Origin of the sequence: Arthrobacter sp. Soc17.1.1.1, from assembly GCF_036867195.1 — a bacterium.
Lineage (GTDB): Bacteria > Actinomycetota > Actinomycetes > Actinomycetales > Micrococcaceae > Arthrobacter_D.
Genome location: NZ_JBAJII010000001.1, coordinates 162674 through 187305 on the forward strand (window position 1 = coordinate 162674; position 24632 = coordinate 187305).

At 69.4% G+C, this 24632-nt stretch carries 26 protein-coding genes; 8 read left to right on the forward strand and 18 right to left on the reverse strand.

Features of this window, described 5'->3' with window-relative positions; all coding sequences use genetic code 11:
- Positions 1 to 27 precede the first annotated feature (27 nt).
- On the forward strand, positions 28 to 669 hold the full coding sequence (locus V6S67_RS00785; RefSeq protein WP_334208429.1) for an alpha/beta hydrolase: 642 nt from the start codon (positions 28 to 30) through the stop codon (positions 667 to 669).
- Between the two features lie 31 nt (positions 670 to 700).
- Complete coding sequence (locus V6S67_RS00790; protein ID WP_334208430.1) at positions 701 to 1627, forward strand: AEC family transporter; 927 nt, start codon at positions 701 to 703, stop codon at positions 1625 to 1627.
- Here the strand turns inward: V6S67_RS00790 and V6S67_RS00795 are convergent.
- Positions 1617 to 2636 carry a GlxA family transcriptional regulator gene (locus tag V6S67_RS00795; RefSeq protein WP_334208431.1) on the reverse strand — a complete coding sequence of 340 codons (1020 nt, stop codon included), beginning with the start codon at positions 2634 to 2636 and terminating at the stop codon, positions 1617 to 1619. The two genes, V6S67_RS00790 and V6S67_RS00795, sit on opposite strands and share 11 nt — an antisense overlap.
- A gap of 81 nt (positions 2637 to 2717) precedes the next feature.
- On the opposite strand from V6S67_RS00795, the gene V6S67_RS00800 reads away from it, so the two are divergent.
- On the forward strand, positions 2718 to 2885 hold the full coding sequence (locus tag V6S67_RS00800) for a hypothetical protein (protein ID WP_334208432.1): 168 nt from the start codon (positions 2718 to 2720) through the stop codon (positions 2883 to 2885).
- A 63-nt stretch (positions 2886 to 2948) separates the two neighbouring features.
- Here the strand turns inward: V6S67_RS00800 and V6S67_RS00805 are convergent, their stop codons facing one another.
- The gene (locus V6S67_RS00805; RefSeq protein WP_334208433.1) at positions 2949 to 4160 is read right to left on the reverse strand and encodes a low temperature requirement protein A; all 1212 of its coding nucleotides are present in this window, start codon (positions 4158 to 4160) and stop codon (positions 2949 to 2951) included.
- 138 nt (positions 4161 to 4298) lie between these two features.
- On the opposite strand from V6S67_RS00805, the gene V6S67_RS00810 reads away from it, so the two are divergent.
- Positions 4299 to 5180, forward strand: coding sequence for a YsnF/AvaK domain-containing protein (locus V6S67_RS00810; RefSeq protein ID WP_334208434.1), 882 nt, complete (start codon positions 4299 to 4301; stop codon positions 5178 to 5180).
- 88 nt (positions 5181 to 5268) lie between these two features.
- On the opposite strand, the gene V6S67_RS00815 is transcribed toward V6S67_RS00810, so the two are convergent.
- Together V6S67_RS00815 and V6S67_RS00820 are read right to left on the reverse strand one after the other, a co-directional pair.
- Positions 5269 to 5667, reverse strand: a complete 399-nt coding sequence (locus V6S67_RS00815) for a VOC family protein (protein WP_334208435.1) — start codon at positions 5665 to 5667, stop codon at positions 5269 to 5271.
- A 172-nt stretch (positions 5668 to 5839) separates the two neighbouring features.
- Positions 5840 to 6298, reverse strand: coding sequence for a DUF4383 domain-containing protein (locus tag V6S67_RS00820; RefSeq protein ID WP_334208436.1), 459 nt, complete (start codon positions 6296 to 6298; stop codon positions 5840 to 5842).
- Positions 6299 to 6685: 387 nt separating this feature from the next.
- Here V6S67_RS00820 and V6S67_RS00825 point away from each other — a divergent pair, with 387 nt between their 5' ends.
- Positions 6686 to 7126, forward strand: a complete 441-nt coding sequence (locus V6S67_RS00825) for an iron chaperone (protein ID WP_334208437.1) — start codon at positions 6686 to 6688, stop codon at positions 7124 to 7126.
- A gap of 164 nt (positions 7127 to 7290) precedes the next feature.
- Positions 7291 to 8127, forward strand: coding sequence for an SRPBCC family protein (locus tag V6S67_RS00830; protein ID WP_334208438.1), 837 nt, complete (start codon positions 7291 to 7293; stop codon positions 8125 to 8127).
- 86 nt (positions 8128 to 8213) lie between these two features.
- On the opposite strand, the gene V6S67_RS00835 is transcribed toward V6S67_RS00830, so the two are convergent.
- The 5 genes from V6S67_RS00835 to V6S67_RS00855 form a co-directional block, all read right to left on the reverse strand.
- Positions 8214 to 11399, reverse strand: a complete 3186-nt coding sequence (locus V6S67_RS00835) for an RICIN domain-containing protein (RefSeq protein ID WP_334208439.1) — start codon at positions 11397 to 11399, stop codon at positions 8214 to 8216.
- A gap of 30 nt (positions 11400 to 11429) precedes the next feature.
- Complete coding sequence (locus V6S67_RS00840) at positions 11430 to 13475, reverse strand: beta-galactosidase (RefSeq protein ID WP_334208440.1); 2046 nt, start codon at positions 13473 to 13475, stop codon at positions 11430 to 11432.
- 171 nt (positions 13476 to 13646) lie between these two features.
- Positions 13647 to 14999, reverse strand: a complete 1353-nt coding sequence (locus V6S67_RS00845; protein ID WP_334208441.1) for an ABC transporter substrate-binding protein — start codon at positions 14997 to 14999, stop codon at positions 13647 to 13649.
- A gap of 38 nt (positions 15000 to 15037) precedes the next feature.
- Positions 15038 to 15976 carry a carbohydrate ABC transporter permease gene (locus V6S67_RS00850; RefSeq protein WP_442884673.1) on the reverse strand — a complete coding sequence of 313 codons (939 nt, stop codon included), beginning with the start codon at positions 15974 to 15976 and terminating at the stop codon, positions 15038 to 15040.
- Positions 15977 to 15978: 2 nt separating this feature from the next.
- Positions 15979 to 16917 (reverse strand): carbohydrate ABC transporter permease, encoded by a 939-nt coding sequence (locus V6S67_RS00855; protein ID WP_334208442.1) that lies wholly within the window; start codon positions 16915 to 16917, stop codon positions 15979 to 15981.
- Positions 16918 to 17010: 93 nt separating this feature from the next.
- Between V6S67_RS00855 and V6S67_RS00860 the strand changes: the two genes are divergently transcribed.
- A complete protein-coding gene (locus V6S67_RS00860; RefSeq protein WP_334208443.1) occupies positions 17011 to 18045 on the forward strand; it encodes a LacI family DNA-binding transcriptional regulator in 1035 nt (344 codons plus the stop codon).
- Positions 18046 to 18087: 42 nt separating this feature from the next.
- Here the strand turns inward: V6S67_RS00860 and V6S67_RS00865 are convergent, their stop codons facing one another.
- From V6S67_RS00865 to V6S67_RS00890, 6 genes are all read right to left on the reverse strand, one after another.
- Complete coding sequence (locus V6S67_RS00865) at positions 18088 to 18384, reverse strand: hypothetical protein (protein ID WP_334208444.1); 297 nt, start codon at positions 18382 to 18384, stop codon at positions 18088 to 18090.
- Between the two features lie 48 nt (positions 18385 to 18432).
- Positions 18433 to 18786 carry a GNAT family N-acetyltransferase gene (locus V6S67_RS00870; RefSeq protein ID WP_334208445.1) on the reverse strand — a complete coding sequence of 118 codons (354 nt, stop codon included), beginning with the start codon at positions 18784 to 18786 and terminating at the stop codon, positions 18433 to 18435.
- Between the two features lie 297 nt (positions 18787 to 19083).
- Positions 19084 to 19746 (reverse strand): ANTAR domain-containing protein, encoded by a 663-nt coding sequence (locus V6S67_RS00875; protein ID WP_334208446.1) that lies wholly within the window; start codon positions 19744 to 19746, stop codon positions 19084 to 19086.
- A gap of 87 nt (positions 19747 to 19833) precedes the next feature.
- A complete protein-coding gene (locus V6S67_RS00880) occupies positions 19834 to 20181 on the reverse strand; it encodes a hypothetical protein (RefSeq protein ID WP_334208447.1) in 348 nt (115 codons plus the stop codon).
- Positions 20181 to 20936 (reverse strand): GAF and ANTAR domain-containing protein, encoded by a 756-nt coding sequence (locus V6S67_RS00885; RefSeq protein ID WP_334208448.1) that lies wholly within the window; start codon positions 20934 to 20936, stop codon positions 20181 to 20183. The genes V6S67_RS00880 and V6S67_RS00885 overlap by 1 nt, the downstream gene beginning before the upstream one ends.
- Before the next feature lie 599 nt (positions 20937 to 21535).
- Positions 21536 to 21790, reverse strand: a complete 255-nt coding sequence (locus V6S67_RS00890; protein WP_334208449.1) for a hypothetical protein — start codon at positions 21788 to 21790, stop codon at positions 21536 to 21538.
- A gap of 284 nt (positions 21791 to 22074) precedes the next feature.
- Here V6S67_RS00890 and V6S67_RS00895 point away from each other — a divergent pair, with 284 nt between their 5' ends.
- On the forward strand, positions 22075 to 22326 hold the full coding sequence (locus V6S67_RS00895; RefSeq protein WP_334208450.1) for a hypothetical protein: 252 nt from the start codon (positions 22075 to 22077) through the stop codon (positions 22324 to 22326).
- A gap of 30 nt (positions 22327 to 22356) precedes the next feature.
- On the opposite strand, the gene V6S67_RS00900 is transcribed toward V6S67_RS00895, so the two are convergent.
- Genes V6S67_RS00900 through V6S67_RS00910 form a run of 3 tightly spaced genes read right to left on the reverse strand, consistent with a single transcriptional unit; the run spans position 22357 to position 24398 of the window.
- Complete coding sequence (locus V6S67_RS00900) at positions 22357 to 23124, reverse strand: SCO1664 family protein (RefSeq protein ID WP_334208451.1); 768 nt, start codon at positions 23122 to 23124, stop codon at positions 22357 to 22359.
- The gene (locus V6S67_RS00905) at positions 23124 to 23681 is read right to left on the reverse strand and encodes a DUF3090 domain-containing protein (protein WP_334208452.1); all 558 of its coding nucleotides are present in this window, start codon (positions 23679 to 23681) and stop codon (positions 23124 to 23126) included. Before V6S67_RS00905 ends, V6S67_RS00900 begins: the two co-directional genes overlap by 1 nt.
- Before the next feature lie 15 nt (positions 23682 to 23696).
- Positions 23697 to 24398 (reverse strand): histidine phosphatase family protein, encoded by a 702-nt coding sequence (locus V6S67_RS00910; protein WP_334208453.1) that lies wholly within the window; start codon positions 24396 to 24398, stop codon positions 23697 to 23699.
- Between the last annotated feature and the right edge of the window lie 234 nt (positions 24399 to 24632).

A 24632-nucleotide genomic window follows, 5' to 3' on the forward strand; every position in this document is an offset into this window, starting at 1 on the left:
CCGCGTGCCGCCCAGTACGGTGGAGGGATGGAGTCGTCACACGTCATCGTCCTGCCCGGAGGCGGCTACGGCATGCTGTCCGACACCGAGAGCGAGGTCATCGCGGAGCGGCTGCGCTCGCTCGGCCTCTCGGCCGGTGTCTTCTACTACCCCGTGCAGACCCGGCACCCGGGCCCGCTCGACGCCGTCCGTGAGGAGATCCGCCGCGTCCGCGCCGCCGGCGTCGAGCGGCTGGCCCTCCTCGGGTTCTCCGCGGGCGGGCACCTCGCCGGGCACGCGGCGCTGACGGCGTCGGCGGACGCCGTGGAGGGGGTCGACGCCGCCGTCCTCTGCTACCCCGTGGTGTCGATGGAGCTCGCGACGCACCGCGGCTCACAGGACGAACTGCTCGGGCCCGACGCCGGCGGGGAGCTCCGCGCCGCCACCTCCCTGGACCGCCTCGTGACGGCGGACGCGCCGCCCTTCTTCATCTGGCACACCGCCGAGGACGAGGCCGTGCCCGTGGAGCACGCGTACCTGCTGGGGCAGGCGCTCGCCGCGCACTTCGTCCCGCACGCCCTGCACGTGTTCGCCGAGGGCGAGCACGGCCTCGGGCTGGCGGAAGACGCCGGTGCCGCCGAGCAGTGGCCCCGGCTCGCCGCCGACTGGCTCACGGCCCAGGGCTGGTGATCGGCCCGGTCCTCCCCGGGGGTGGGGCCGCATGATCCTGCAGACCCTCGTGGCGCTCGGCCCGGTCATCGGGCTGATCGCGCTCGGCTACGCCCTCCGGGCCCGCAGGTTCCTGGCGCCCGCCTTCTGGGCGCCCGCTGAGCGCCTCTGCTACTTCGTCCTGCTGCCCGCGCTGTTCATCAGCGGCACCGCGACGGCGGATCTCGCGGGCCTGCCGATCGCCCTGATGGCGCCGGTCCTCGCCGGGCCGGTCGTCGTGACGGCGCTCGGGCTCGTGGTCGCGCAGCGGTGGCTGGACCTCGACGGACCCGCGTTCACGTCCGTGCTGCAGGGCAGCATCCGGTTCAACAACTACCTCGGCCTGTCGATCGCCCTCGCCCTCTTCGGACCCGGCGGCGTCGCGCTCGCCGCCATCGCGAACACCGTCCTCGTGCCGCTCGTCAACGTCCTGTGCACGCTCGGGTTCGCGCGCTACGGGGCGGAGCGGCTGACGCTCGCCGGCACGGTCCGGAGCATCGCCACCAACCCGCTGATCCTGGGCTGCGTCGTGGGGATCCTGCTGAACGTGTCGGGTGCGGGGCTGCCGCCGGGCGTGGCCGAGTTCGTGCGGGCGCTCGGCAGTGCGTCGCTGCCGTTGGGACTTCTCTGCGTGGGCGCTGCCCTGGACCTCCGGAGCATCGGCCGGAACCCGGGCGCCGTCGCCCTGGCCACCGCGGTGAAGTTCGCGGTGCTGCCCGGTCTCGGGATCGCCGGATGCCTGCTGCTGGGCCTCACGGGTGACCCGGCGGCCACGGTGATCCTGTTCCTGTCCCTGCCCACGGCGTCCTCGGCGTACGTCATGGCGCGGGCCCTCGGCGGGGACGCGCGGCTCATGGCCTCGACCATCACGCTCCAGACCGTCGCCGGGGTGCTCTACCTCCCGGTGGTGTTCCTCGTCATCCGGGCGCTCACCGGCTGAGCGCGCGTCCGCCGAACTGCTCCTCGAGCTCGTGCAGGTCCAGGTCGCAGTCCCTGTCGGACCCCCGGAAGGTGCGGCGGTACGCGGCCGGGCTGACGCCGAGGCTCTTCTGGAAGTGGTGGCGCAGCAGCACCGCCTGCCCGAAGCCGGCCGCACGGGCGACGGCGTCGATGGTCAGCCGCGTCTCCTCCAGCAGCGACTGCGCCCGCAGCAGGCGCTGCCCGGTGAGCCAGGCCGCCGGCGTGGTACCCGTCTCCGAGCGGAACCGCCGGGCGAAGGTGCGCTCGCTCATGTGCAGGCGCCGGGCGAGGGTCGCCACGGTGATGTCCTGGTCCAGGTGGCCGGCGAGCCACACCAGCAGTTCCTCCATCGAGGCACCGCACTCGCTGGGGATGGGCCGCTCGATGAACTGTGCCTGCCCGCCGTCCCGGTGCGGGGGCACCACCATGCCGCGGGCGATCGCCGTCGCGGCCTTCGGTCCGAACGCCTGCCGGACGAGGTGCAGGCTCGCGTCGATCCCGGCGGCCGTGCCTGCACTCGTGAGGATGTTGCCGTCCTCCACGTAGAGCACGTTCTCGTCCACGCGGGTCCTCGGGTAGGCATCGGCGAGGGCGCTCGTGTACCGCCAGTGGGTCGTCGCGGAGCGGCCGTCCAGCAGTCCGGCCTCCGCGAGCGCGAAGGCGCCCGAGCACACCGAGAAGATCCGCGCGCCCCGGCGGTCCGCGGCCTGCAGGGCCCCAAGGACGGTGGCGGGGACATCCGTCCCGGCCGAGAAGGGCGCCATGATGACGAGGTCCGCGTCGTCGACCCCGGAGAGGTCGTCGTCGACCTGCAGGGACACGCCGGAGGACGTCCGGACCATGCCGGGGACGGGCGTGCAGATGCGGAGGTCGAAGGCGGGCAGGCCGACACCGAGCGCCGAGCGGTCGACGCCGAACACCTCGCAGACCACGCCGAACTCGAAGAGGGCGAGATCCGGCAGGACGATGACGGCGACCGTGGAGAACATGCCAGCAGTATGGCAGTTTTTGAGCGTTATGGGTCGTTCCTGCCACTCTTTTTCCTGGCTCCGGAGGATCAGGATCGAGGCATGACTCTTCTCCTGATCCTCCTGGCCATCGTCCTCACGACCCTCCTGGTGCGGTACCTCCTGCGGATCATCCGCACCGACGCGCCGGCGGACCAGCCGGCGTCGCACGCCGACTGGAACGTCGGTTCCCTGCCCAGCTCCGCCTATGCCCTGCGGCACGACGCCTAGGGCGGCCGTTCGGCCCCGGGCGGCACGCCGGGCCGCCCGGGGCCGACCGCTCGGGACGTGCGCTCAGTGCTGGCCCCGGGCGTGCTGCTCGCGGACGGATGCCCGTGTCTCGGCGTACAGGAGGCTCTCCACCGCCACGAGGACCGCGGCGATCACGGCCGCGAGCGCGAGGGCCGCCAGCGGTGCGAGGGGTGCGGCCACGGGGATGAGCAGCATCAGCACCGCCGCCCCGCCGAGCCGCCACTTCTTCCAGTACCCGCCGATGCGGCGCCAGAAGGCGGAACTGCCGAGCAGGAACAGGGCGGCACCGCCGAAGAGCGCGAAGGAACCGAGCACGCCGAAATCCTTCGTCTTGTCGATGTAGGCCAGGACGTCCTCCACGCCGAACGCCGACAGGATGATCCCGGCGACCATGGGCAGGTGCAGGTACGTGTAGCCGTCCACCGCGGCCGAGGTGCGCGCGCTGCCCTGCAGGGCGGCGAAGCGGTGTTCGGCGGCGATCGCGGTCACGTCGAAGTGGAGCCACCACAGGCACACGGACAGGGCGATCCCGAACACCGCGCCGAGGAGGATCGGGATGCTCACGGGCTCCTGCGAGGCGCCCACCCCGATGGCGACGATCGATTCCCCGAGCGCCAGGATGATCACGAGGCCGTGGCGCTCGGTCCAGTGCGCCGCGGAGAGCACGCGCCAGTCGCCGCCCGAGGAGGTCAGATAGGTCAGCGTGATGTCGAGGGCGAGTCCGGCGAGCCAGAACCAGGTCTGCGCCGGCCCGCCGATGACCGCACCGGTGATGATGAGCGCGGAGCCCGAGAACGTCGCCACGGAGGTCCTGATCACCTGCCGCTGGAGCGGTTTGTCCTCGACCGACGCATAGAGGTAGAGCAGGAGGTGCAGCAGGCGCACCACGAAGTATGCGAGGGCGAGGACGAGCGGCCCGCTGAGGCCGCCCTCGAGGTCGGTGAATGCCTCGGGGATGGCGAGGGACGTGATGAACATGGCCACCATGACGGCGGACAGGCCGAGGCGCATGATGCCCTCGTCCACGTGCGTCTGGTTGCCGAGCCAGGCGTAGGACACCCAGGACCACCAGAGCAGCCCCAGGATGATCATGCCCTGCAGCACGCCGGTGAAGGAGTGCTCGTGGGCCATGAAACCGGTGACCTGGGTGAACGCGAACACGAAGACGAGGTCGAAGAAGAGTTCGAAGGTGGTGACGCGGTGCGATTCGTCCGAGACGCGCGCCGCCCGAAGGGGTCTTCGCTGGAGATGCATGCAGCCAGAATAGGACCGGCGCGGCCGATCGCCGAGGGTTCCCGGTAGATGAAGTCTACACCCGAGTAGTAAGCATGCTTGCTATCGCCTCGGGTGGGACCTACGGTGAACGAAAGCAACATCGTCGAAAGGGACGTCATGATCACGATTGACCAGATGAAGGACGCCATGAACGCCGGCGCGAACGTGCTGAGCGAGGACGGTGCGGTCCTCGGCCCCATGGGCCAGCTCTACGTCGACGACGCCACGGGGGAGCCCAGCTGGGTCACCGTGGCCACGCACGCCATGGGCAATCCCGAGTCCTTCGCACCGTTGCGCGGGGCGACGCTCACGGGCCGCGACGTCCGCCTGCCCTACACGCACGCCAAGGTGTACGACTCCCCGAAGATGTCCCTGGACGGCCACCTGAGTCCCGAGGAGGAGCAGCACCTGCTGCGCTACTACGGCCTCATGGCGGAGAAGGACGAGGTCGCCGACCGGACGACCGCCGCGGGCGTGGCGGACAGGCGCGACACCGCCGACGTCTCCGACACGTCGCAGACTTCCGACGCCTCCGATCTCTCCCGCGGTGGGCGCGCCCGCACGCAGACCTCCCGCCCCGAGGGCGACTACTCCATGACGCGGTCCGAGGAGCAGCTGCGCGTCGGCACGGAGATCCGCGAGACCGAGCGCGTCCGCCTGGTGAAGCGCGTGGTCACCGAGGACGTCACCATGACGGTGCAGATCCGTCGCGAGGAGCTCGTCGTCGAGCGCGTGCCCGTTAAGGACGGCGCGCCGTTCTACGACGACGGCCAGAACTCCTACACGGAGGCCGAGCGCGAGCGCCTGTACTCCGCCGTGGAGACGGCCTTCAACGGCGATACCGTCGAGGTGGTCCTCTACGAGGAGAAGCCCCGCGTCGAGATGGACGTGGTGCCGATCGAGCGCGTGCGCGTGCGCCGCGAGGCCCGTACCCACGACGAGGTCGTCAGCGGCCAGGTGCGCAAGGAAGTCATCGACACGGAGCGCGTCGAGCTGTAGGCGTGCCGACCGGGCTCCGGTCCCGGGAACAGGAGCGGCCGTCCCACGGCAGGTGGGGCGGTCGCTCCCGTCCTTCCTCCGGAAGGCCCTAGTGCTCGCGGGCGGAGAGGATGCAGAACTCGTTGCCGTCCGGGTCCGCCAGCACCTCCCAGCTGACGTCGGGCCCCTGCCCGATGTCGACGCGGCGTGCGCCGAGGGCGACGAGGCGCTCGATCGTGGCGTCGCGGTCGTCCGTGGTGTGCGGCGCGAAGTCCAGGTGGAGACGGTTCTTCCCCTGCTTCTCGTGATCCACGGCGACGAACACGAGGCCCGGCGGAACCTGCTCGAAGGGGAGCTTCGGCTCCAGTTCGCGGGCCCACGGCGGCACGACGGCGGCCTCTTCGTCGTCCTCGAAGATCACCTCCCAGCCCAGGGCGTCGGACCACCAGTGCGCGAGCGCGCGATGGTCCGAGGATTCGATGACGGTGGAGTACCAGCGCAGAGTCATGCGTCGATTGTGCCGCGGTTCCGGTCCGCACGCACCGGGTCACAGGACAGTTCCGGTCCGCGTGGGCCCGTCGGGGCCCGTGAACACGAAGAAGGCCCCCGGTGCGAACCAGGGGCCTCCTCGGGTGTCCGCCGACGTGCGGCGGCTTCCTGCCGGAGTTCCGGCGGACGGGTCAGGCGTGTGTGGTGGTCCGCTTGTGGTTGCGGGTCAGCAGCAGCGCCAGGGCGATCATGCCGACGCCCAGGAGGAAGTGCAGCCAGTTGTCCGCGCCGTTGAGCGGCACGAAGTTGCCGGCGGAGTCCTCACCGATGACCAGGCCGTAGACCCAGAGGACGAGGTAGATGATGCCGCCGTACAGCAGGTAGGAGCGGGCGCCGCTGATGGTGCGGGCCATGGCGATGCCGGCTGCACCGAAGAGCAGGTGGACGATGTTGTGCAGGATCGAGACCTGGAACAGGCCGAGGAGCTTCGCTTCCGACTCGTGGCCGGCGAACATCATCGTGTCGTAGTCGGAGGTGATGCCGGGGATGAAGCCGAGGATCCCGACGAGCAGGAAGACCGCGCCGACGGCGAGGGCTGCTTTCTGGACATTGGTGCGGGTGCCCGTGTGGGGCGTGTTTGCGGTGGTCATGGTTGTTCCCCTTCAAGTGTGCGGTGCATCGGCGCGCCGAGAATCGTCGGCTGCCGACAGTGGTGCGGGTAGTCCGCTGAGTACGGTGAGACCTGCCGGGAGGACGGGGCGGCTTCTGGTGAAGCAGCGCCCGCGCATCGCGCCCGGCACCGTAAGCCTACTGGGTATCGGCCGTCGGTGGCCGGGTCCTGACGGGATTCCCGGTCGTGTCGCCAGGAGGCGCTCGGAGTGCTACCGGTGCGCTATCGGAGTGCCATCGATGCGCTGTCGGCGGCGGTACTCGTGGCCCGTTCGGGTACTACCGGCCCTATCCACGCCGCGCCGACGTCCCTAGGGTGGGAGCACCGCCGGGCATCGATCCGCGGACCACATCGAGGGAGGCAGATCATGGCACGTCAGACCGACACGACCGAGGGATTCACCGAGCAGGAGCGCGCGGCCATGAAGGAGCGGTCGGCGGAGATGCGCGCCGAGGCGAAGCGCGGCAAGAGCCGGGCCGCGGGGGAGAAGGCGATCCAGGACAAGATCGCCGAGATGCCGCAGCCCGACCGCGGGATCGCTGAGAACTACCACGCGCTGGTGTCCGCCGTCGCCCCGGACCTCGAGCCCAAGACCTGGTACGGCATGCCGGCCTACGCGCGGGACGGAAAGGTGGTGACGTTCTTCCAGGCCGCGGCGAAGTTCGACTCGCACTACTCGACGATCGGCTTCAACGACGCCGCGAACCTGGATGACGGCGTGTTCTGGCCCAATGCTTTCTCGATCACCGCGTGGAACGACAAGGTGGAGGAGGAGTTGCGCCGCCTGGTGGCGAAGGCGGTCAGCTGAGCATCACTGCGGTTGCCGATGTCCGAATTCCGGCTCGGCGCACGACCCGGAAGTTCTCCTCGCCTGCAGCAGACGGAGGCCGCGGTATACTAAGCAGGCTGATGAATTGCTTCAGTTGTTACTCGCATCGCCAGACGCAGTCCGTCCTAACCGAAGGAGACTCCATGAGCACGAAGGTCGAGAAGAGCATCCTGGTCAACGTCCCGATCAGCATTGCCTACAACCAGTGGACCCAGTTCGAAGAATTCCCGCACTTCATGGGTGGGGTCAAGTCCGTCACGCAGCTCGATGACGAGCGCCTGAACTGGATCGTGGAAATAGGCGGCGTCCGCCGCCAGTGGGACGCGACGATCCTCGAGCAGGTGCCCGACACGAAGGTGTCGTGGGCCGCGACCGAGGGCGCGACGAATGCCGGGTCGGTCTCCTTCGAGGACGTCGGAGGAGGACAGACGCAGGTCCACCTCGCCCTCGAGTACGAGCCCGAGGGCCTTGTCGAGAAGATCGGCGACAAGCTCAACGTCGTCGAGAACCAGGCCGAGGCGGACCTCGAGCGGTTCAAGGCCTTCATCGAGGACGAGGGGTACGCCACGGGCGCATGGCGCGGAACCGTGGGCACCGGTATCGACACGGGCGCGCCCGGCGTCGAGGCGGCTGCGGCTTCCCGTGGTGACGGTGGCAAGGCCGGGATCTCCGGCAAGGTCGCAGCCGGTGTCGGCCTGGCCGCTGCAGCGGCAGCCGTAGGGGTCGCCGCCGGCAAGAAGCGCGGCGACGCGGACACCGTGGACGCCGGGGAGAACGACGTCACGATCACCCCCATCGACGGTGCGGCACCCGAGGTGTACACGAGTGAAGAGAGCGAGCTGTCTCCGAGCACCAGGGACACCCTCCTGCCGGTGGACGACGTCGATCCTGTCGGCACCGGGCACCAGCCCGGGTCCGCCACGGACGCACTGGATGATCCGTTGGTGGACAAGAACCGCACCACGGGCGGAGCGCTCTGACCGGCGACTGACGGTCCCGCTCCGGAACGACCGACAGCCACCCCTCCATCAGGAGCGGGTGGCTGTCGTCGTTCTCCGGGGTGCTGCTAGCGGGTGAGGGTCACCCGGTACTCACGCGTGGCCGAACCGTCCTCGCTCGTCACGGTGATGACGGCGGTCCGATTGCTGCCGGCGGGCTGCGTCACGGACACCGAGGCATAGGGATCCGACGGCACGGCGGAGACCGCGGGTGTCCTGCCCTTGATCGGAGCGGAGTAGCCCGTGACCGACGGCGAGAAGTCCGCCACCGGGGTGCCGCCCACGCTGATGCCGGCGAGCGTGGCGTCCGACGAGGTGGCCGGGACGAAGCCGAGTACCTCGATCTCGCTGACCACCATGTGCGTGTTCGGGCGGGCCGTCATGACCACCCGCACGGACGACGCCGTCACCCCGCTGAGGGGCAGGGTCACCACGGGGGCCGGGGAGCCGGCCGGGACGCCGACCGGTGCGCCGGAGGACGTCCACCGGCCGTCGGGGCCCTGAACCTGCAGCTGCACGGTCTGCGCGTAGCTGTCCGTGCTGCCGTCGCGGAAGAAGTGCACCTTCACGCCGCCGAGGGGCTGCGCCTCGGCCAGGGTCACCGTCAGGGTGTCGGCCGGGTTCTTGGCGCTGGAGCGCCAGTTGGACCACGCCTTGTCGCGGGTGTCGCCGTTGAACAGGCCGGCCGTGCCGTAGCCCGGCTCGGTGAACGTCGCGTTCGCGGTGGTGCCGCCGTCGTCGGCCACGTTGTCCGCCGTGCCCTCGGTGACCTGGATGCGGACGGTCGCCGGGAGGGTGGTGCCGTCGCCGGCATCGGCGTTCCCGGTCAGCTCGTACACGCCCGGGGCGGGGTGGCTGACAGCGGTATCCCAGGTGACGGGACGCTCCACGGTCCCGCCCTCACTACCCACGGCGGTCACCGTGGGCGGCAGGGCCGGGAGCCCGCCGACCACGGCCTTGGCACGCGCGGGCTGCGTGGACACGAGGGTGTCCACCGTGACCGTCAGTTCCGCGGCGAACTGCATGCCGGTGACGTCCGTGGCGGTGCCCTTGACCTTCACGGTGCCGGGCTTCCTCCAGCGGTTGTCGTTGGGGATCTTCCACTCCACGGGGATGGCCCCGCGGGCGCCGTCGCGGAACACCGGCGTCACGGTCGCGGGCAGCACGGGCGCGGTACCGGGGACGGTGAACGCCGTGGCGGGCTCCACGGACAGGACGGTCTCGTCGATGAGCGTCCAGCGCTGGTTGGCGCCGGAGTTCGCGAGGTAGAGGGTCACCGGTGCGCCCTCGGCCGTCGATCCGCCGCCCACCTCGAGCAGCAGGTTCGTGGCGGCGTTGACGAAGGTGTAGGTGCCGTCGCCGGTGGTCGAGGCGATCCACTCCGCCCGCGGGTCCGCACCCGCGGGGGTGAGGACGGCGGCGCCACCCTCGTCGGCCAGCTGCGAGGCGCCGTCGAGCGTGGTGATGGAATAGCGCTCGCGGTTGGTGCCGTCCTCGCCGAGGCTGGTAAAGCGGAAGAGCTGGGCGGCGTCGACGGGGTCGGTCGTGCTGATGACGGCGGTGCCGCCCGTGGTCTCGATCGACCTGCCGCTCTGCACGCCCTGCAGCCGGTACACATGCCCGTCCTGGAGGGCGGCCGCGTCCGCGGCGACGCCGGAGACGCCCTCGACGACGAAGGTCGTGACGGACTGCGCGGGCGCGGTGACGACGGCGGAGCCGCCCTCGATCGCGACCGGAGCACCCTCGACGAGCGCACCGTCGGCGTCGCTGACCACGGGGGTCACGGTGGCACCCCGGGCGACGGAGCCGAACTTCGAGAAGTCCAGCACCACGGGCCTGGCGTCGGTGGACTCGTTGATGTGCACCACGGCAGCGCCGGTCCCGGTGATCGCGGCGGTGGTGTCGTCGTCGTTCACCTGCACCAGGCGGTCGCCGGGCTGGATGTAGTGCGTGTAGTTCCGCACCGTATCGAACTTGGTGTTCGTGTAGATGGGGCAGCTCTCGAGGGTGTCAGCATCGGTGCAGTCGAACGGCATCTGGATGCTGCCCCAGTTGGCGCCGGCCGCGCTCTCGCCGCCGGGGGCCATGTTGTCGTAGTCCTCGACGGGCTGCCAGAACACCCAGGCGCTGGGTTCGAGCTCCCGGAGATCGTCGGTGATGCGCTTGGCCATACCGAGGCCCGGCTCCATGCTGGTGAAGCTCTGGCCGTTGCCCCAGGAGCCCTCGACCTCGCTCATCCACAGCGGCTTGTCCTCGCCCTTGGCGATGTCCCGCACGGTGGTGCGCTGGCCGGTGCCGTACGTGTGGACGTTGAGCTGGTCCACGAGGGCGCGGACGTCCGCGGGGTAGCTGTTCCAGTTGGTGGCGAAGGTGCCGGGGTTGGTCTCGTCCATCGCGGAGATGGTGGCGTCCGTGTCGGCGTCCTGCAGCTGGGTGGCGAGGTCCCGGAGGACCTGCTGCTGCAGCTGCGGGCCCATGTGGGCGCCCTCCTGGCGGCCGCCGGTCGGTTCGCCGGCGGCGTCGAGCTGCGTGCTCCAGTAGTTGGTGTTCGGCTCGTTGAACGGATCGAGCGTGTCCACCTCGATGCCGTGCGCCTTCTCGAGCTCCTCGGTGACGCGCACCAGGTAGGCGTTGAAGTCGGAGATGCTCTCGGGCTTCAGCTGGTCGGCCGTCGCGTTGAACCCGCCGGACGTGTAGCCGCTGACGGTCTGGAACCAGGGCGGGGAGTTGCTGAACGTCTCCCAGTGCGTGATGTCCTGCTTGATGCGGTCGATCCACCAGCGCTGCGTGGCGTCCGCCTCGAGGTTCCAGTCGGCCGGGTCCTCGGGGTCGAACCAGTCGGTGTCCTCGCGCGTGGTCCCCTCGGGGGCGTTCCACCAGCCCTCGACGGCGCCGCCGGGACGCAGGTAGTCCTTCACGTCCGGGGCGTTGCCGCCGCCGATGTTGTAGCGGGCGATGTTCAGGTTCAGGCCCTCGGGCCCGAAGACCAGCTCCGCGAGGCGGTTCCGGATCTCGTCGGGGTAGTCCCCCGTGGCGTTCGCGAACCAGACGAGGCTCGTGCCCCAGCCCTCGAACTCCTCGCCCTGGTAGGAGGGGTCGGGCGTGAGGGTGAGGGCGCCGTCGGGCACGGCGGCAGGTACGGGCGGTGCCGGGGGCGCGGCCTGCGCCGCACCCCCGACCAGGGAGGCGGCGGCCAGGACGGCGGCCACCCCTGTGGCGGCGGCCTGAGTGGCACGCCTGGATCGATTCGTCATTGAACGGGTTCCTTCCAGCAAGGGGTTGAACTACGAGACGGTGGTGCCTGAGACCTTCCTCGTGAGCACGGCGACGGAGCGGGGTGCCAGCTTCGACTCCTCGCCGGTGAGCGTGTCGCCGTCGACGCCGGTGATGTCCACCGGCGCGTCGGTGCGGTTGATGAGGAAGACGTAGTCCGTGCCGTCGCCGGTGCGGATGACCTGCTCGACGGCGCCGCGGAGCTCGGCGGGCAGCTCGCCGGCGATCCCGGCGCGGGCGGCGAGGTCCGCGAGGACCGGTGCGATGCCTTCGGCGCCGAGGTGTGCGCCCACGTAGGCGGCACTGCCGGACCCTACGGCGCGGCGCGTGACGGCGGCATCGCCGGCGTGCTCGCCGCTCGTGTAGCGGGTGAGGACCTCGAGGTCGTCCGCGCGGGGGTGCACGCGGTCGGCCCACAGGGTCGCGGCGGTGCCGTTGTCCAGCTGCACGGTCTCGCCGTCGAGCAGGGGGCCGAACTCGTCGACGCGCACGCCGAGCAGGTCCGCGAGGGCTCCCGGGTAGCCGCCGAGCCAGATGTGGTCGTTCTCGTCCGTGATACCGCTGAAGTAGCTCGCGACGAGGTGCCCGCCGCTGCCCACGTACTCCTCGAGGCGCGTCTTCAGGGCGGCCGGGACCACGTGGAGGACGGGCGCGACGACGAGGCCGTAGCCGGTCAGGTCCGTCGCGGCGGGGACCACGTCGGCGCGGATGCCGAGGGCCAGGAACGCCGAGTACCAGTCCAGGGCCTCCTGCCTGTAGCGCAGGCGATCGGAAGGGTGGGAGTCCTGTTCGGACGCCCACCAGGAGTCCCAGTCGAAGAGGATGGCGGCGGGCGCGGCGCTGCGGCGCGATCCGACGACGGCGGAGAGCTCGCCGAGCTCGCGGCCGAGGTCCACGACGTCGCGGAAGATCGGGCTGTCCTCGCCGGCGTGGGGGACCATCGCGGAGTGGAACTTCTCGGCGCCGGCCTTGGACTGCCGCCACTGGAAGTAGCAGACGGCGTCCGCGCCGTGGGCCACGTGGGTGAGGGAGTCCCGGCGCAGCGCCCCGGACTTCTTCGGGGTGTTGACGGGCTGCCAGTTCACGGCGCTCGTGGAGTGCTCCATGAGGAACCAGGGCCTGCCGCCGGCGATGTTGCCGGTGAGGTTCGCGGAGAAGGAGAGCTCGTCGACGGCCTGCGGACCGGGCACGAAGTAGTGGTCGTTGGCGACGAAGTCCACCTCGGCGGCCCAGTCGGCGTAGTCCATGCCCTTCGTCTCGCCCATGACCATGAAGTTCGTGGTGACGGGGATGTCCGGGGTGATGCGGTTGAGGATGTCGCGTTCCTCGCGCAGGTACTGCTTCAGGGCGTCCGAGGAGAAACGCTTGAAGTCGAGCTGCTGCGTGGGGTTCGGGTGCGAGGCAGCCTGGCGCGGAGGCAGGATCTGCTCGAACCGCGTGTACCGCTGAGACCAGAAGTCGGTGCCCCAGGCGTCGTTCAGGGCGTCGATGCTGCCGTAGCGGTCGGTGAGCCACGTGCGGAAGGCGCGGGCGGCGTCGTCGGAGTAGTCGTAGATGTTGTGGCAGCCGAGCTCGTTGGACACGTGCCAGGCGCAGACGGCCGGGTGGTTCCCGTACCGCTCGGCCATGGCTGTGACGAGCTTCAGGGCGTGCTCGCGGAAGACGGGGCTGGTGGGACGCCAGTGCTGGCGCGCACCGGGCCAGAGGGTGCCGCCGTCGGCGGTGACCGGCAGGATCTCCGGGTGTTCGGTGGCGAGCCACGGGGGCGGGGAGGCGGTGGCGGTGGCGAGGTCCACGGCGATGCCGTGGGCGTGCAGGAGCTCGATGACCTCGTCCAGCCACGCGAAGTTCCAGGTGTCGCGCTCGGGCTGCAGGCGCGCCCAGGAGAAGATCGCGAGCGACACCACGTTGACGCCGGCCTCCCGCATGAGCCGTACGTCCTCGTCCCACGTCTCACGCGGCCACTGCTCCGGGTTGTAGTCGGCGCCGTAAGCCATGCGCCTGCGGTTCGGCTCGGACGGCCAGCGCAGCCAGCGGTGGGTGGTGGGTGTTGACACGGTACAGCTCCTTGGGGTGTTGCCTGAGGCTCTTGTGACGCACGCGGGGCGCTCCCCGCCGTGCCTCCCGGAGGGCGACGACGGCGGGGACCGGCGGGATGTGGAACGGGCCGGGCGGGTGCGCGCGAGCTCCCGCCCGGCCCGGGTCTGGTGGTGCAGGTGCGGCCAGGACTACTCCGAGACGGTGAAGCCCTGCTCGGTGCCGTACTTGATGCTGGCGTCCTGCCAGGCCTTCAGGCCGTCCTCGAGCGGGGTGTCCGAGACGTAGGCCTGGCCCACGGTGTCGTTGAAGACGCTGTTCGCGTAGACCTGGAAGGGAAGGTAGGACCAGCCGTCGGAGACGTTCTGCGCTGACTCGGCGAAGATCTCGTTGGCCTTCTGGCCGCCGAAGTACTCGAACTCGGCGTTGAGGAACTCCTCGGACTCGAGCGCGGCCGACGTCGCGGGGAACGCACCGCCGTCGATCCTGGTCTGGACGCCGTCACCCACGTTGGCGTAGTCGAGGAAGGCGTACGCGAGAGCGCCCTGCTCGCTCGCTGCGGGGATGGTCAGCGAGGAGCCGCCGTTCTCGGCGCTCGCGGTGCCGCCCTCTTCCCACTGGGGGAGCGGTGCCGCGCGCCACTTGCCGGCGGCCGCGGGGACGCCGGAGGTGAAGTTGCCGGGCATCCAGGCACCGGTGGCGAGGGTGGCGATGGTGCCGGTGCCCAGGCCCTGGTACCACTCGTCGCTCCAGGAGCTGATGGGGGCCAGGAGGTCCTCGTCGAGGAGCTGCTGCCAGGTCGCGGCGAACTTCGTGGAGCCCTCGTCGGAGAAGTCGACCTTCACGTCGGTGCCGTCCACGGTGTAGGGCTTGCCGCCGGCCTGCCAGATGAGGCTGGTGGCGAAGCCGGCGTCGCCCGTGTCATTGGCGATGTACACGTTGGGGTCGGCCGCGTGGAGTGCTCGGGCCGCCTCGAGGTATTCGTCCCACGTGGTGGGCACCTCCACGCCGTACTTCTCGAAGACCTCGGTGTTGTAGAACAGGGCCATGGGCCCGGAGTCCATCGGGAGGCCGTAGATGCCCTCGTTCGCCTGGACGGAGCTCCACGGGCCGGGGCTGAAGGTGTCGGCGAGGTCGCCGGCGCCGTAGCCGCTGAGGTTCTGGACGGATTCGGCGAGGGCGAACTGGGGGAGGGCGTAGTACTCGATCTGCGCGACGTCGGGCACACCCGACCCGGCGGCGATGGCGTTCTGCAGCGCCGTGTACTGGTCGTTGCCCGTACCGGCGTTCACGAGGTCGATGTTCACGTTCGGGTGCTCGGCCTCGAAGTCCTCGACGACCTTCTCCAGGGTGGGCTCCCAGGCCCAGACGGTGAGATCGCCGCCGGCCTCGAGGGCCGCCTGGACGTCGTCGGCGCTGACCTCTTCGGGGGCCGCGCCGCCGGCGTCGTTCCCACCTCCGCCACCGCAGGCGGTGAGGGCGAGGGCCGCGGCGAGGGCGAGTGCCGAACCGCGCAGCACTGCCGGGGAGATTCTGCTCTTCATGGGGTTCCTTTTCACATCATCGTTGTCGGAAGGGGCTTTTACTCTTTGACGGCGCCGGCACTGAGGCCGGACTGCCAGTAGCGCTGCAGCAGGAGGAACGCTGCGATCAGCGGGAGGATGGTGAGGAGCGAGCCGGTGATGACGAGGTTGAAGATCGCCTCGCCGCCGGCCGTCGAGGCCTGCGCGTTCCACGCGTTCAGGCCCAGGGTCAGCGGGTACCAGGCCGGGTCCTTCAGCATGATCAGCGGCAGGAAGTAGTTGTTCCAGGTGGCCACCATGGTGAACAGCAGCACCGTGACGATGCCCGGGCCCAGCAGCGGCAGGCAGATCTGGAAGAAGGTGCGGAACTCGCCGGCGCCGTCCATGCGGGCCGATTCCAGCAGCTCGGTGGGGATGGCCTCGGAGGCGAACGTCCACATCAGGTACAGGCCGAACGGGGAGATGAGGGACGGGATGATCACCGACCACGGGGTGTTGGTGAGGCCCATCTCGCTGAACATGAGGAACGTGGGTACCGCCAGGGCGGTGCCGGGGACGGCCACCGCGCCGATGACGACGGCGAACACGGCCTTCTTGCCGGGGAAGGCGAACTTGGCCAGCGCGTACCCGCCGAGGACGGCCAGGAACGTCGCCCCGCCGGCACCGAGCACCACGTACAGCACGGTGTTGAGGAACCAGCGGCCGAAGATGCCGTCGTCGTAGGCGAGGGTGTCGCCGATGTTCGTGAACAGGGCGAAGTCGCCGCTGAACCAGAGGCCGAACGAGGTGAAGAGATCGGCCTGGGTCTTCGACGAGTTGATGACCAGCCAGACCAGTGGGATGAGGCTGTAGACCAGGACGACGCCCGTGAGGACGGTCAGCAGGACGCTGCGCTTCGGGTTGTCCACGCCGCGGCGTGTGCTCCTCATGCGCACGTACGCGGGCTTCTGCTTGGTCCTGTGCTTGTCCGTGCGGGTGGGTTCGACGGCGACGCTCATGGTCAGCCCTCCTTCCGCATGCCGCGCAGCTGCACGGCGTAGGCGATGACCATGGTGATGACGCCCATGATGATGGCCACGGTGGCGGAGTAGTTGTACTGCTGGCCGGAGAAGCTCAGCGAGTAGGCGTACAGGTTCGGGGTGAAGTACGTGGAGATGGAGTTCGGCGCGAGGCTCTGCAGGATGGCGGGCTCGTTGAAGAGCTGGAAGCTGCCGATCACCGAGAAGATGCCGGCCACCACCATGGCCCCGCGGATGGCGGGCAGCTTGATGGCGGTGACGAGGCGGAACTGGCTGGCGCCGTCGATCTCCGCGGCCTCGTAGAGGGACTTCGGGATCACGCTGAGGGCGGAGTAGAAGATCAGCATGTTGTAGCCGATGAACTCCCAGGTGACGATATTGCCGATCGAGGCGAGGATCAGCTCGGGAGAGAGCGGGTTCGGCAGACTGATGCCGAGGGCGCTGTTGATGTTGCCCACCAGACCGAAGCGTGTGCCGTACATGAAGCCCCACATGAGGCTGGCGACGACGGCGGGTACCGCGTACGGCAGGAAGATCGAGATGCGGAAGAAGGACTTCCCGTAGAGCCTGCCGCTGTCCAGGGCCAGTGCCACCAGCAGGGCGATCAACAGCATGACCGGCACCTGCACCGCGAGGAAGAGGACCACGCGGAGGAGGGAGGACCAGAACTGGGGATCCTGCAGGGCCTGGCTGTAGTTGGCGAGGCCTACGAAGCCGTTGCCGCCCACGAGCTGGTTGCGGAAGAAGCTGAGCCAGATGGAGTAGGCGATGGGGGCCAGGAAGACGACCGCGAAGACCGCCATGAAGGGGCCGATGAACAGCCAGCCGGACCAGGAGGACTTCCGGAGGCGCTTCTGCGCTCGCTGCGCGGGACGGGGCTGCGTGCCGAGCGTGGCCGGTGGGGGTGACGCCGTCGTCATGGGTGGATCCTTCTGACTCTCGGTGATGTTTGCGCAAACATAACAGACCTGGCTGATAGATGTTTACGTAAACATTGTTGTTACGATGGTCACATGTCCACTCCGCCGCGTCAACACCTCCTCCGCGAGGACCGGCGGGTCTCCATGTCCGATGTCGCCCGGCTGGCCGGCGTCTCGGCGCAGACGGTGTCGCGGGTATCCAACGGCAGCCCGGGTGTCATCGAGGCGACGCGCCAGCAGGTCATCCGTGCCATGGACGAGCTGGGCTACCGGCCCAACAGTGCGGCGCGGGCCCTGAAGCGGGGGAGCTTCCGGACCCTTGGCGTCATCCTCTTCACGCTCTCCACCACCGGCAACGTCCGCACGCTCGAGGCCATCGCCGCGCGCGCCGCCGAGGAGGATTACGCCATCACGCTGATCCCCGTCTCGGCGCCCACGCAGGCGGGCGTGCGGGGCGCCTTCTCACGGCTGAACGAGCTGGCGGTCGACGCGATCATCGTGATCATGGAGGTCCACCTGCTCGACGCCGCGACGGTATCCCTGCCGCCGGGCGTGCACGCCGTGGTCGTCGACTCCGATGCGAGCGACGGGTACAGCGTCATCGACACGGACCAGGCCGACGGCGCGCAGCAGGCCGTGGAGCACCTGCTGGACCTGGGGCATGCGACGGTGTGGCATGTAGCCGGGCCGTCGGCGTCCTTCGCGTCGGAGCGGCGTGTCAACGCCTGGCGTTCCACCCTCGCTGCCCGGGGTCGGGAGGAGCCGCCGCTGCTGCGCGGGGACTGGTCGGCGGACTCGGGCTACCTCGCCGGCCTCACTCTGGCGTCCTCCGACTGCACCGCGGTGTTCGTGGGGAACGACCAGATGGCACTGGGGGTGCTGCGGGCGTTCCACGAGAAGGGCATCCGGGTGCCGCAGGACGTCTCGATCGTCGGCTTCGACGACATCCCGGACAGCACCTCCTTCAGCCCGCCGCTGACCACCGTGCACCAGGACTTCGCGGAGGTGGGCCGGCGCTGCGTGGACAAGGTGCTGAAGCAGATGCGGGAGAACTCGACGGAGCCGGGACGGGAGCTGGTCCCGACGCGCCTGGTGGTGCGGGAGAGCACCGCGGCCCTGGAGCGTTGAGCGCGTCTGCGGGTGGTCGGGTCCGTATGCATCGCCTCCCGCTCAGGCTGTCCAGCCCAGGAAGGTGCCGCCGACCCACATCGCGCCGAACCATGTGACCACCGCCGTGACAGGTACCAGAAGCACCCGGTAGGACTGGCGTGACGCCAGCTTCACGCCGATCCAGGTGAGGATCAGCCACCAGACGAGGAACAGGCCCACGGCCCACAGAGGGGCGGCGAGGCCGCTGACCACATAGAAGTATCCCGCCACCAGGTGCGCGGCCCCGGCAAGCGCGGCAGCCACGAGATAGAGCACGAGTCTGGCGCCGTGCCTGGCCGGGCGCAGGGGAGGGCGCATGCCTTCAGGGTATTGCGGTCGTGGAGCGGTGTCGCTGATCATGCCGGCTCAGTGCCCGGGACCGGGGTCCAGGTCGGGGCACCCGGGGTGGTCCGCCAGGAATGAGAAGGCCATCGGGCACTGCGGAACGAGGCTCAGGCGTCGTCGGTGGGCGTCGAGCACGATGTGGCGCATCAGGGTCACATCCATGCCCTGGTCGCGGAATCCGGGGTGTTCCACTCCGTCGGTCAGGACTACCTGCTCTCCCTTCACCGTGTACGTGAGGTGAGCGGCGAGGGCGCCGTCGATGAGCAGTTCGAAGCGTCCGTCGAGGGGATTGTCGCGGAAGGTCTCCTCGAGCTGGTGTCTGGAACCGCGATCCGTCGACTGCTGCGCCCGGACCTCGGGGTCGCCGGGCATCATGTGGAGTTCCTCGACCGGACTGTCAGCCGGGTGGATGGGTTCTGATCGCACCGGAGGCGCGGGCTGGCGGGGCAGACGGAATCTGTCCGGGCCGGAGTCGCAAGTTCGGGCATGGCCGTTTCTCTGTTGGTCCGAAACCTGGCCCGTGGCTAAACCCCGGTCTCATGACCAGCCTAGCGGGGAGCGCGCCCGGGGGCGAACGGGGCTGTTTCTTGCCTTTCCCGGCACTGACGCCGAAGTCCGCGCAGCTCTTCCGGGACCGGCGCGCGCATCAGGAGTGCATCAGTGGTCTTCGGGTCAGAGTGCGTCGAAGAGCTCCCGCAGCGCCTGATCGCCGGACTGGGGCTCATCCTGGGTGAGCAGGCCCGCCCGGTCGATGATCTCCTGGGAGATGACGACGACCTTGCGGTTGATGCGCTGGCTGTGGGAGCTGATCCGGTCGAAGGCCTCGGTGGCGTTGAGGCCGGCACGTCCCATCAGGATGCCCTTGGCCTGCTCGATGACGGCCCGGCTGGCCGCGGATGCAGCGACGGCTTCGTTGGCGAGGCGGTGGGTGTCCGCGTGGATGGACCGGGTGAGGTCGACGACCAGCGCCCACACCCCGACCGGTTCCTTCTCATCATTGAGGATCAGGTCCGCGGAGATGAGGAGTTTGTGGGTGTGCCCGTTGAGGTCCCGCAGGGAGGTGTAGACCGATGAGGGTCCTCCGACCGTGGTGACCTTGGTCCAGAACGCCAGCACGGAGTCCCGGTCCGCCGGATCGACGTGGGACAGACCGAGTTCGAGGGTGGGGACGACGTCGCCGCGTTCGTAGCCGTGGATCCGGTACAGCTCGTCCGACCAGTGGTAGACGTTGTCGGCGAAGTAGTGCTCGACGGTGCCGGTCGGACAGTCGATGAAGTACTCGACACTGGACACGGCCCCGGACACGGGCACAGCGGGCTCGTTGGTGGTGGTCATGGGGGAAAGCCGTTCGACGTGCTCGACACGGGCTGGTGTCTTAACCCGTCTCCAAACGGACAGATTAGCAAAAACCCGCGCCCGGTCCTATGTGGAGTCCGAGGGGCGGTGCCCTCCGCCGTCCTCGTCCAGCTCATCGAGGATGTTCAGGACACCTGTTGCATCCTGGGCGATGGGGTCGTCACTGGACTCGTCCGTGTAGGGGGCGGTGGGGGCAGGCGTCTCGCTGGTGAGTTCGTTGACCGCGTGGGAGACGAGGTTGCGGTCCTGTGGGGTCAGGATGGTCAGCCCGTTGAGGTAGGCATCGATCTCGAACTCGTCGGCGTTCCCGGTGAGGGAGAAATAGCGGAGCCAGACGTTCTCCAGATCGAGCCCGCCGGCGTGGATGGCGTGCAACGTGCGCTGTCGTTGCTCCTCGGCAGAGTACCGGGTCATCAAGCACCGGGGGCGGGGTTCGAGCCGTCCCGACGCTCGCTGATCCTGGCGGCCATAGTGCCGATCGTGGTGTCCGCGTCCGTGGCCAGGTCGATCAGGTGATTCATGGCCGCCTGCCGATCCAGGTCGAGGCGTTCCATCAGGATGCCGCGGGCCACGCCGATGGTGTCCCGTTCGGCCAGGGACGCCTTGACGTCGTTGCTGATCCGCTGCGGGGTGTCGCTGGCCTGAATATGGCCGAGGAGGGCTGCGGCGGAGCGGGCGAGGTTGGTCAGCAGCCGCCGGTCCTCGTCGGTGAAGGCGTCGACGGTGTCGGCGTAGACCTTCATCGCCCCGAGTCCTGCCGGCGTATTCAGCAGGGGTACGCTCAGGCACGAGCGGATACCGCGTGGTTCCACGGCCGAGGCCCACCGCGGGAAGCGGTCATCGGTGCGGGTATCGGCGATGTAGACGGACTCACCCAGCGACCAGGCCGTGATGCACGGCCCTTCCCCGAACTCGTATTGCAGGTCGTCGGCTTCGAGCACGCGCGGGTCCGTCGCGCCGACACTCATCCGGGTGCCGTCCGTGTCGATGATGCTCACCCCTGCGCCCTCAGCGGCGCCGATGATGTCACGGGCGATCTCGGCGAGCCCGTCGACGGCGTCGTGGGCGGTCTGCTCGGTGAGGAGGTAACCGTTGGTGCGCCCGAAGACCGCCAGGAGCTCGGGAGGAAGAGAGGAATCGGGGGACGGATGAGAGGGTGAGGTGTTCACGGCAGGCCTTCGACTGTCCTGCAGGGGTGCCACCCCTGCCGGTTGAGGGCTGTCTGCTCAACCCCGGGAGATCCCGCTCGCGCGGTATCCGCCCCAGAATATTACCGACACGGTCGCGGTGCAGGGAAATCTTCCTGCACCGTCTGCCGGGAGGTCGCCGGCAGGGTCGGGCTCAGGACTCGAAGTGCGCGGTGGGTGGGTGCTGCCCGGGTGCCTTCCTCATCGAACTCCCCGGGGCGGGTGGAGTACAGGTCTAGGGCCGCCAGCCCGCACCCGCGGCCGCACCAGCAGGACGGCGCAGTGGACCTCGGCATCGGGACGCGACAGTGTGGCGGCGGCCTGCCGCGAAAGACCCTCGAGGAAGGCGCCGATGTCGGGACAGGCTCCAGGACGAGGTCCTGGAGCCTGTCCAAGAACGGTTCCGGCTCTACCTGCTCCGGGCTCATCGGGCGCTCAGTAGGGCGATCGGCATGCTCACCGGCAGGGTGGCCGGCAGGGACGGACGACGGTAGGTTGCCGGGTGCGGACATCGGGTGACCAGCTTTCGCACCGGGCGGCCCCATCAGCCGGGGCCGGTAGGAGGCACCTGGGAACGGGTGCTAGTCCAGGGCCGGACCGTGCACGAATTCGGCTTTGGGGCGTGGGGGGAGATCGTCGATCAGCTCGTTCAGGGCCAGCGCGACGAGGTTCCGTTCGCCCTGCGGCAGCGCGTACATGCCATGCAGGTAGGCGTCCAGCTCGAAGAGCGTGAGGTTGCCGCAGACGCTGTAGTAGTGGAGCCACAGGTCCTCGGCGGTCACTTCTGCCTTGTGGGCTGCGAGCCAGGTGCTGTGTTGCTGGGTATGAGCAGTCATTCGGGGCCTGCTTGGGCTTCGACCGGGAAGCGGTATGTGTCCGTGCTCTTGAAAACACCACCGGGGAACCGGAATAGCCCCGGGCAGACACTCGTTGTACCCATTTTAGCCTCTGCTCACCGAGGATCGTGAATCATTTTCTTCTCGGGTAGGGGTGGACGGGCTGGGCGGGCGGGACGTAGTGCCCTACTGCCCCGCGGGGGCACCGGGTTGTATGAAGTGGAACCCGGGGCACGCGGTACCGGGGCGCTCCTGTCACACCCCTGACCCGAAGGACACGCATCATGACCAGCATCAGTGCTCTGTGGACCACGCTCGACACCGATATCCAGCAGTGGCTACTGCGCAATCCCGCGACGATGGTCCTGCCGCGGGCCTTCGTCCACCAGGTGCAGAGCGGCACGGGTGAGACCCTCGACCTCGACGAACGTGGGGAGCACTGGCTGTCTCCCGAGGAGATGCTCTTCCTCGAGGCCAAGAGGGACGGAACCGTGGCGGCTGCGGGTGGGACCGATCCGCGCAGGCAGCGGGCCTAGAACAGCAGCGAGCCTAGGACAGCAGCGAGCCTAGAACAGGGGCCAGGGGACCGCCGGCATCCCGCCGCGCGGGCCCGGGAACCGTCCCGTCGCGCGCAGGGCGGCACAGCGTGCGGCGAGCGAGGAGATCTCCTGGGCCGTGAGCAGCTCCGCCAGGTCCCGGCCCAGGTCGCCCTGCAGCGCGTGGCTGACGCGGTTGACGCCCTCGGACTCCTCGGCGGTCAGCGCCTCGCCGACCCACCCCCACAGGACCGTCCGCAGCTTGTGGTCGCTGTGGAAGGTGAGCCCGTGGTCGACGCCGTACCGGTGTCCGTCCACCATCTCGAGGATGTGGTCGCCCTTGCGGTCGGCGTTGTTGACCACGACGTCGAACACCGCCATGCGCCTCAGCGCCGGCGTGTCCTCATGGACGAGGGCGACGATGCGTCCCTCCTCGTCCTGGCCGTCGAGGACATGCCTCCAGCCGGTCTCCGGCACGTCGTCCATCGCGACGAGGTCCACGGCGTCCTGCTCGGGGTCCGTCTCCTGCCAGGACTGCACCATGCCCTCGCCGAACGGGCCCTCGCGCAGCCAGGTGCGCGGCACGATGTTCCAGCCGAGGATCTCCGAGATCAGGTACGCGGCGACCTCCCGATGGGCCAGGTGCCCGTCGGGGAAGTCCCACAGCGGCTTCTCGCCCCGGATCGGCTTGTACACGACCGCCGCGTCGCCGATGCTGCCCAGGAAGGTGGCGTTCGACGCCGTCGTGATGCGGCCCGTGAGCGTCAGCTCGGCGGCCACGGGGTCCGGCGCCGGCATCAGACCTCGGGGAGGGTGCAGGTGTGCCCGTCTGCGTCGATGGGGTACCCGCAGATCGGGCACGTGGGACGGCCTGCACCCACGACCTCGAGGGTCCGCTTGGCGAAGGCGCGGGCGGTGCCGACCGGCATGCGCACGCGCAGCACCTCGGATGCGTCGTCGTCGTCGTCGAGGAATACCTCGACGGGATCGGATTCGTCCTCGACCTCGACGATCGGGTAGGCCTCGACGACGATCTGCGCCGTCGTCGGATCCCACCCCAGGCTCATGACGCCCGTACGGAACTGCTCCTCGACGGGCTCGAGCTGGTCGTTGTCGACGAGTTCGATCGGCGTGCTCGTGGGAACGCTGAAGGGGTTGCCCTCGAGGGTGATCAGCTGGTCGAGGATCTCGTCGATCTTCTCCGCCAGCTGGGCCGACTGCTGCTTCTCCAGGGCGATGCTCACGATCTGCTTCCCGGTGCGCACCTGCAGGTAGAACGTGCGCTCCCCCGGGACACCGATGGTGCCGACGACGACGCGGTCAGGCCAGGCGAACTCGTGAACAGTTGTAGGCATGGCTCTATTTTAGGCTCATGGGGCCGGCGGGGCCGTGTGTCCCGCACCACCGCCCACGGGCGCGTCGCCTGCGGGCGCGGTGTTCGCCAGCCAGGACAGGTCCCCGCCGTCGGTATTGGTCGCGTGGACGGTCGGCCGGCCGGCGCCGTAGCGCACGATCGAGACCGAGGCCGGGCCGACGTCGATGCGCTGGAACAGGTCGAGGTGCATGCCGAGTGCGTCGGCGAGGATCGACTTGATGATGTCTCCATGACTCACCGCCACCCAGACGGCTCCCGGTCCGTGCTCGGCCTCGAAGGCTGCGTCGTGGCGACGGACCGCTGCCACCGACCGGGCCTGCATCGCGGCCATGGATTCGCCGCCGGGAAAGATGACGGCGGACGGCTGGGACTGCACCACCGACCACAACCCCTCGGTCGCGAGCTCCTTGAGTGCGCGGCCCTGCCACTGCCCGTAGTCGCACTCGGTGAGATCGGGATCGAGCGGCGCGTGCGGCGTCCCGGTCTGGCGGTCCAGGATGGACCGGGCCGTCTGCCGGCACCGCTCGAGAGGGCTCGACACCACGCCGACCACGGGCACGGCGGCGAGCCGCTCACCGGTCCGGGCCGCCTGGTCGAGCCCCACCTGGTCGAGGCTGACGCCGGGGGTCCGCCCGGCCAGGGTTCCGGTGGCATTGGCTGTGGTGCGTCCGTGCCGCACGAGGATGACTGTGGCCATCCGCCCAGCCTAGTCACCCGCACCGCCCACGGATGCGACCAGGGACTGTCAGGGCAGCGCAGGGAGCGACGGACGTTTTCCCATGCGTTAGCATGGACGTATCAAGGGGAGTACTCCCGACTGCGATCGGCTCGTCACTACGGATGCTGCACAGCATCCCGGGCCATCGGTTCCGGTTCCAGCCGGAGCGGAGGAGACCTTGGCGCCTCTGTCCGACGCCTACCCCTTGGGAGC

Bases quoted from the DNA above. Each gene is read 5' to 3' on its own strand.
- V6S67_RS00820 (WP_334208436.1), bottom strand. From the start codon at position 6,298: ATGACCACCGCAAACACGCCCCACACGGGCACCCGCACCAATGTCCAG.
- V6S67_RS00790 (WP_334208430.1), top strand. From the start codon at position 701: ATGATCCTGCAGACCCTCGTGGCGCTCGGCCCGGTCATCGGGCTGATC.
- V6S67_RS00900 (WP_334208451.1), bottom strand. From the start codon at position 23,124: ATGCCGGCGCCGGACCCCGTGGCCGCCGAGCTGACGCTCACGGGCCGC.
- V6S67_RS00825 (WP_334208437.1), top strand. From the start codon at position 6,686: ATGGCACGTCAGACCGACACGACCGAGGGATTCACCGAGCAGGAGCGC.
- V6S67_RS00805 (WP_334208433.1), bottom strand. From the start codon at position 4,160: ATGCATCTCCAGCGAAGACCCCTTCGGGCGGCGCGCGTCTCGGACGAA.
- V6S67_RS00905 (WP_334208452.1), bottom strand. From the start codon at position 23,681: ATGCCTACAACTGTTCACGAGTTCGCCTGGCCTGACCGCGTCGTCGTC.
- V6S67_RS00845 (WP_334208441.1), bottom strand. From the start codon at position 14,999: ATGAAGAGCAGAATCTCCCCGGCAGTGCTGCGCGGTTCGGCACTCGCC.
- V6S67_RS00835 (WP_334208439.1), bottom strand. From the start codon at position 11,399: ATGACGAATCGATCCAGGCGTGCCACTCAGGCCGCCGCCACAGGGGTG.
- V6S67_RS00855 (WP_334208442.1), bottom strand. From the start codon at position 16,917: ATGACGACGGCGTCACCCCCACCGGCCACGCTCGGCACGCAGCCCCGT.
- V6S67_RS00870 (WP_334208445.1), bottom strand. From the start codon at position 18,786: ATGATGCCCGGCGACCCCGAGGTCCGGGCGCAGCAGTCGACGGATCGC.
- V6S67_RS00850 (WP_442884673.1), bottom strand. From the start codon at position 15,976: ATGAGCGTCGCCGTCGAACCCACCCGCACGGACAAGCACAGGACCAAG.
- V6S67_RS00895 (WP_334208450.1), top strand. From the start codon at position 22,075: ATGACCAGCATCAGTGCTCTGTGGACCACGCTCGACACCGATATCCAG.
- V6S67_RS00830 (WP_334208438.1), top strand. From the start codon at position 7,291: ATGAGCACGAAGGTCGAGAAGAGCATCCTGGTCAACGTCCCGATCAGC.
- V6S67_RS00880 (WP_334208447.1), bottom strand. From the start codon at position 20,181: ATGACCCGGTACTCTGCCGAGGAGCAACGACAGCGCACGTTGCACGCC.
- V6S67_RS00815 (WP_334208435.1), bottom strand. From the start codon at position 5,667: ATGACTCTGCGCTGGTACTCCACCGTCATCGAATCCTCGGACCATCGC.
- V6S67_RS00800 (WP_334208432.1), top strand. From the start codon at position 2,718: ATGACTCTTCTCCTGATCCTCCTGGCCATCGTCCTCACGACCCTCCTG.
- V6S67_RS00810 (WP_334208434.1), top strand. From the start codon at position 4,299: ATGATCACGATTGACCAGATGAAGGACGCCATGAACGCCGGCGCGAAC.
- V6S67_RS00875 (WP_334208446.1), bottom strand. From the start codon at position 19,746: ATGACCACCACCAACGAGCCCGCTGTGCCCGTGTCCGGGGCCGTGTCC.
- V6S67_RS00860 (WP_334208443.1), top strand. From the start codon at position 17,011: ATGTCCACTCCGCCGCGTCAACACCTCCTCCGCGAGGACCGGCGGGTC.
- V6S67_RS00785 (WP_334208429.1), top strand. From the start codon at position 28: ATGGAGTCGTCACACGTCATCGTCCTGCCCGGAGGCGGCTACGGCATG.
- V6S67_RS00795 (WP_334208431.1), bottom strand. From the start codon at position 2,636: ATGTTCTCCACGGTCGCCGTCATCGTCCTGCCGGATCTCGCCCTCTTC.
- V6S67_RS00890 (WP_334208449.1), bottom strand. From the start codon at position 21,790: ATGACTGCTCATACCCAGCAACACAGCACCTGGCTCGCAGCCCACAAG.
- V6S67_RS00910 (WP_334208453.1), bottom strand. From the start codon at position 24,398: ATGGCCACAGTCATCCTCGTGCGGCACGGACGCACCACAGCCAATGCC.
- V6S67_RS00865 (WP_334208444.1), bottom strand. From the start codon at position 18,384: ATGCGCCCTCCCCTGCGCCCGGCCAGGCACGGCGCCAGACTCGTGCTC.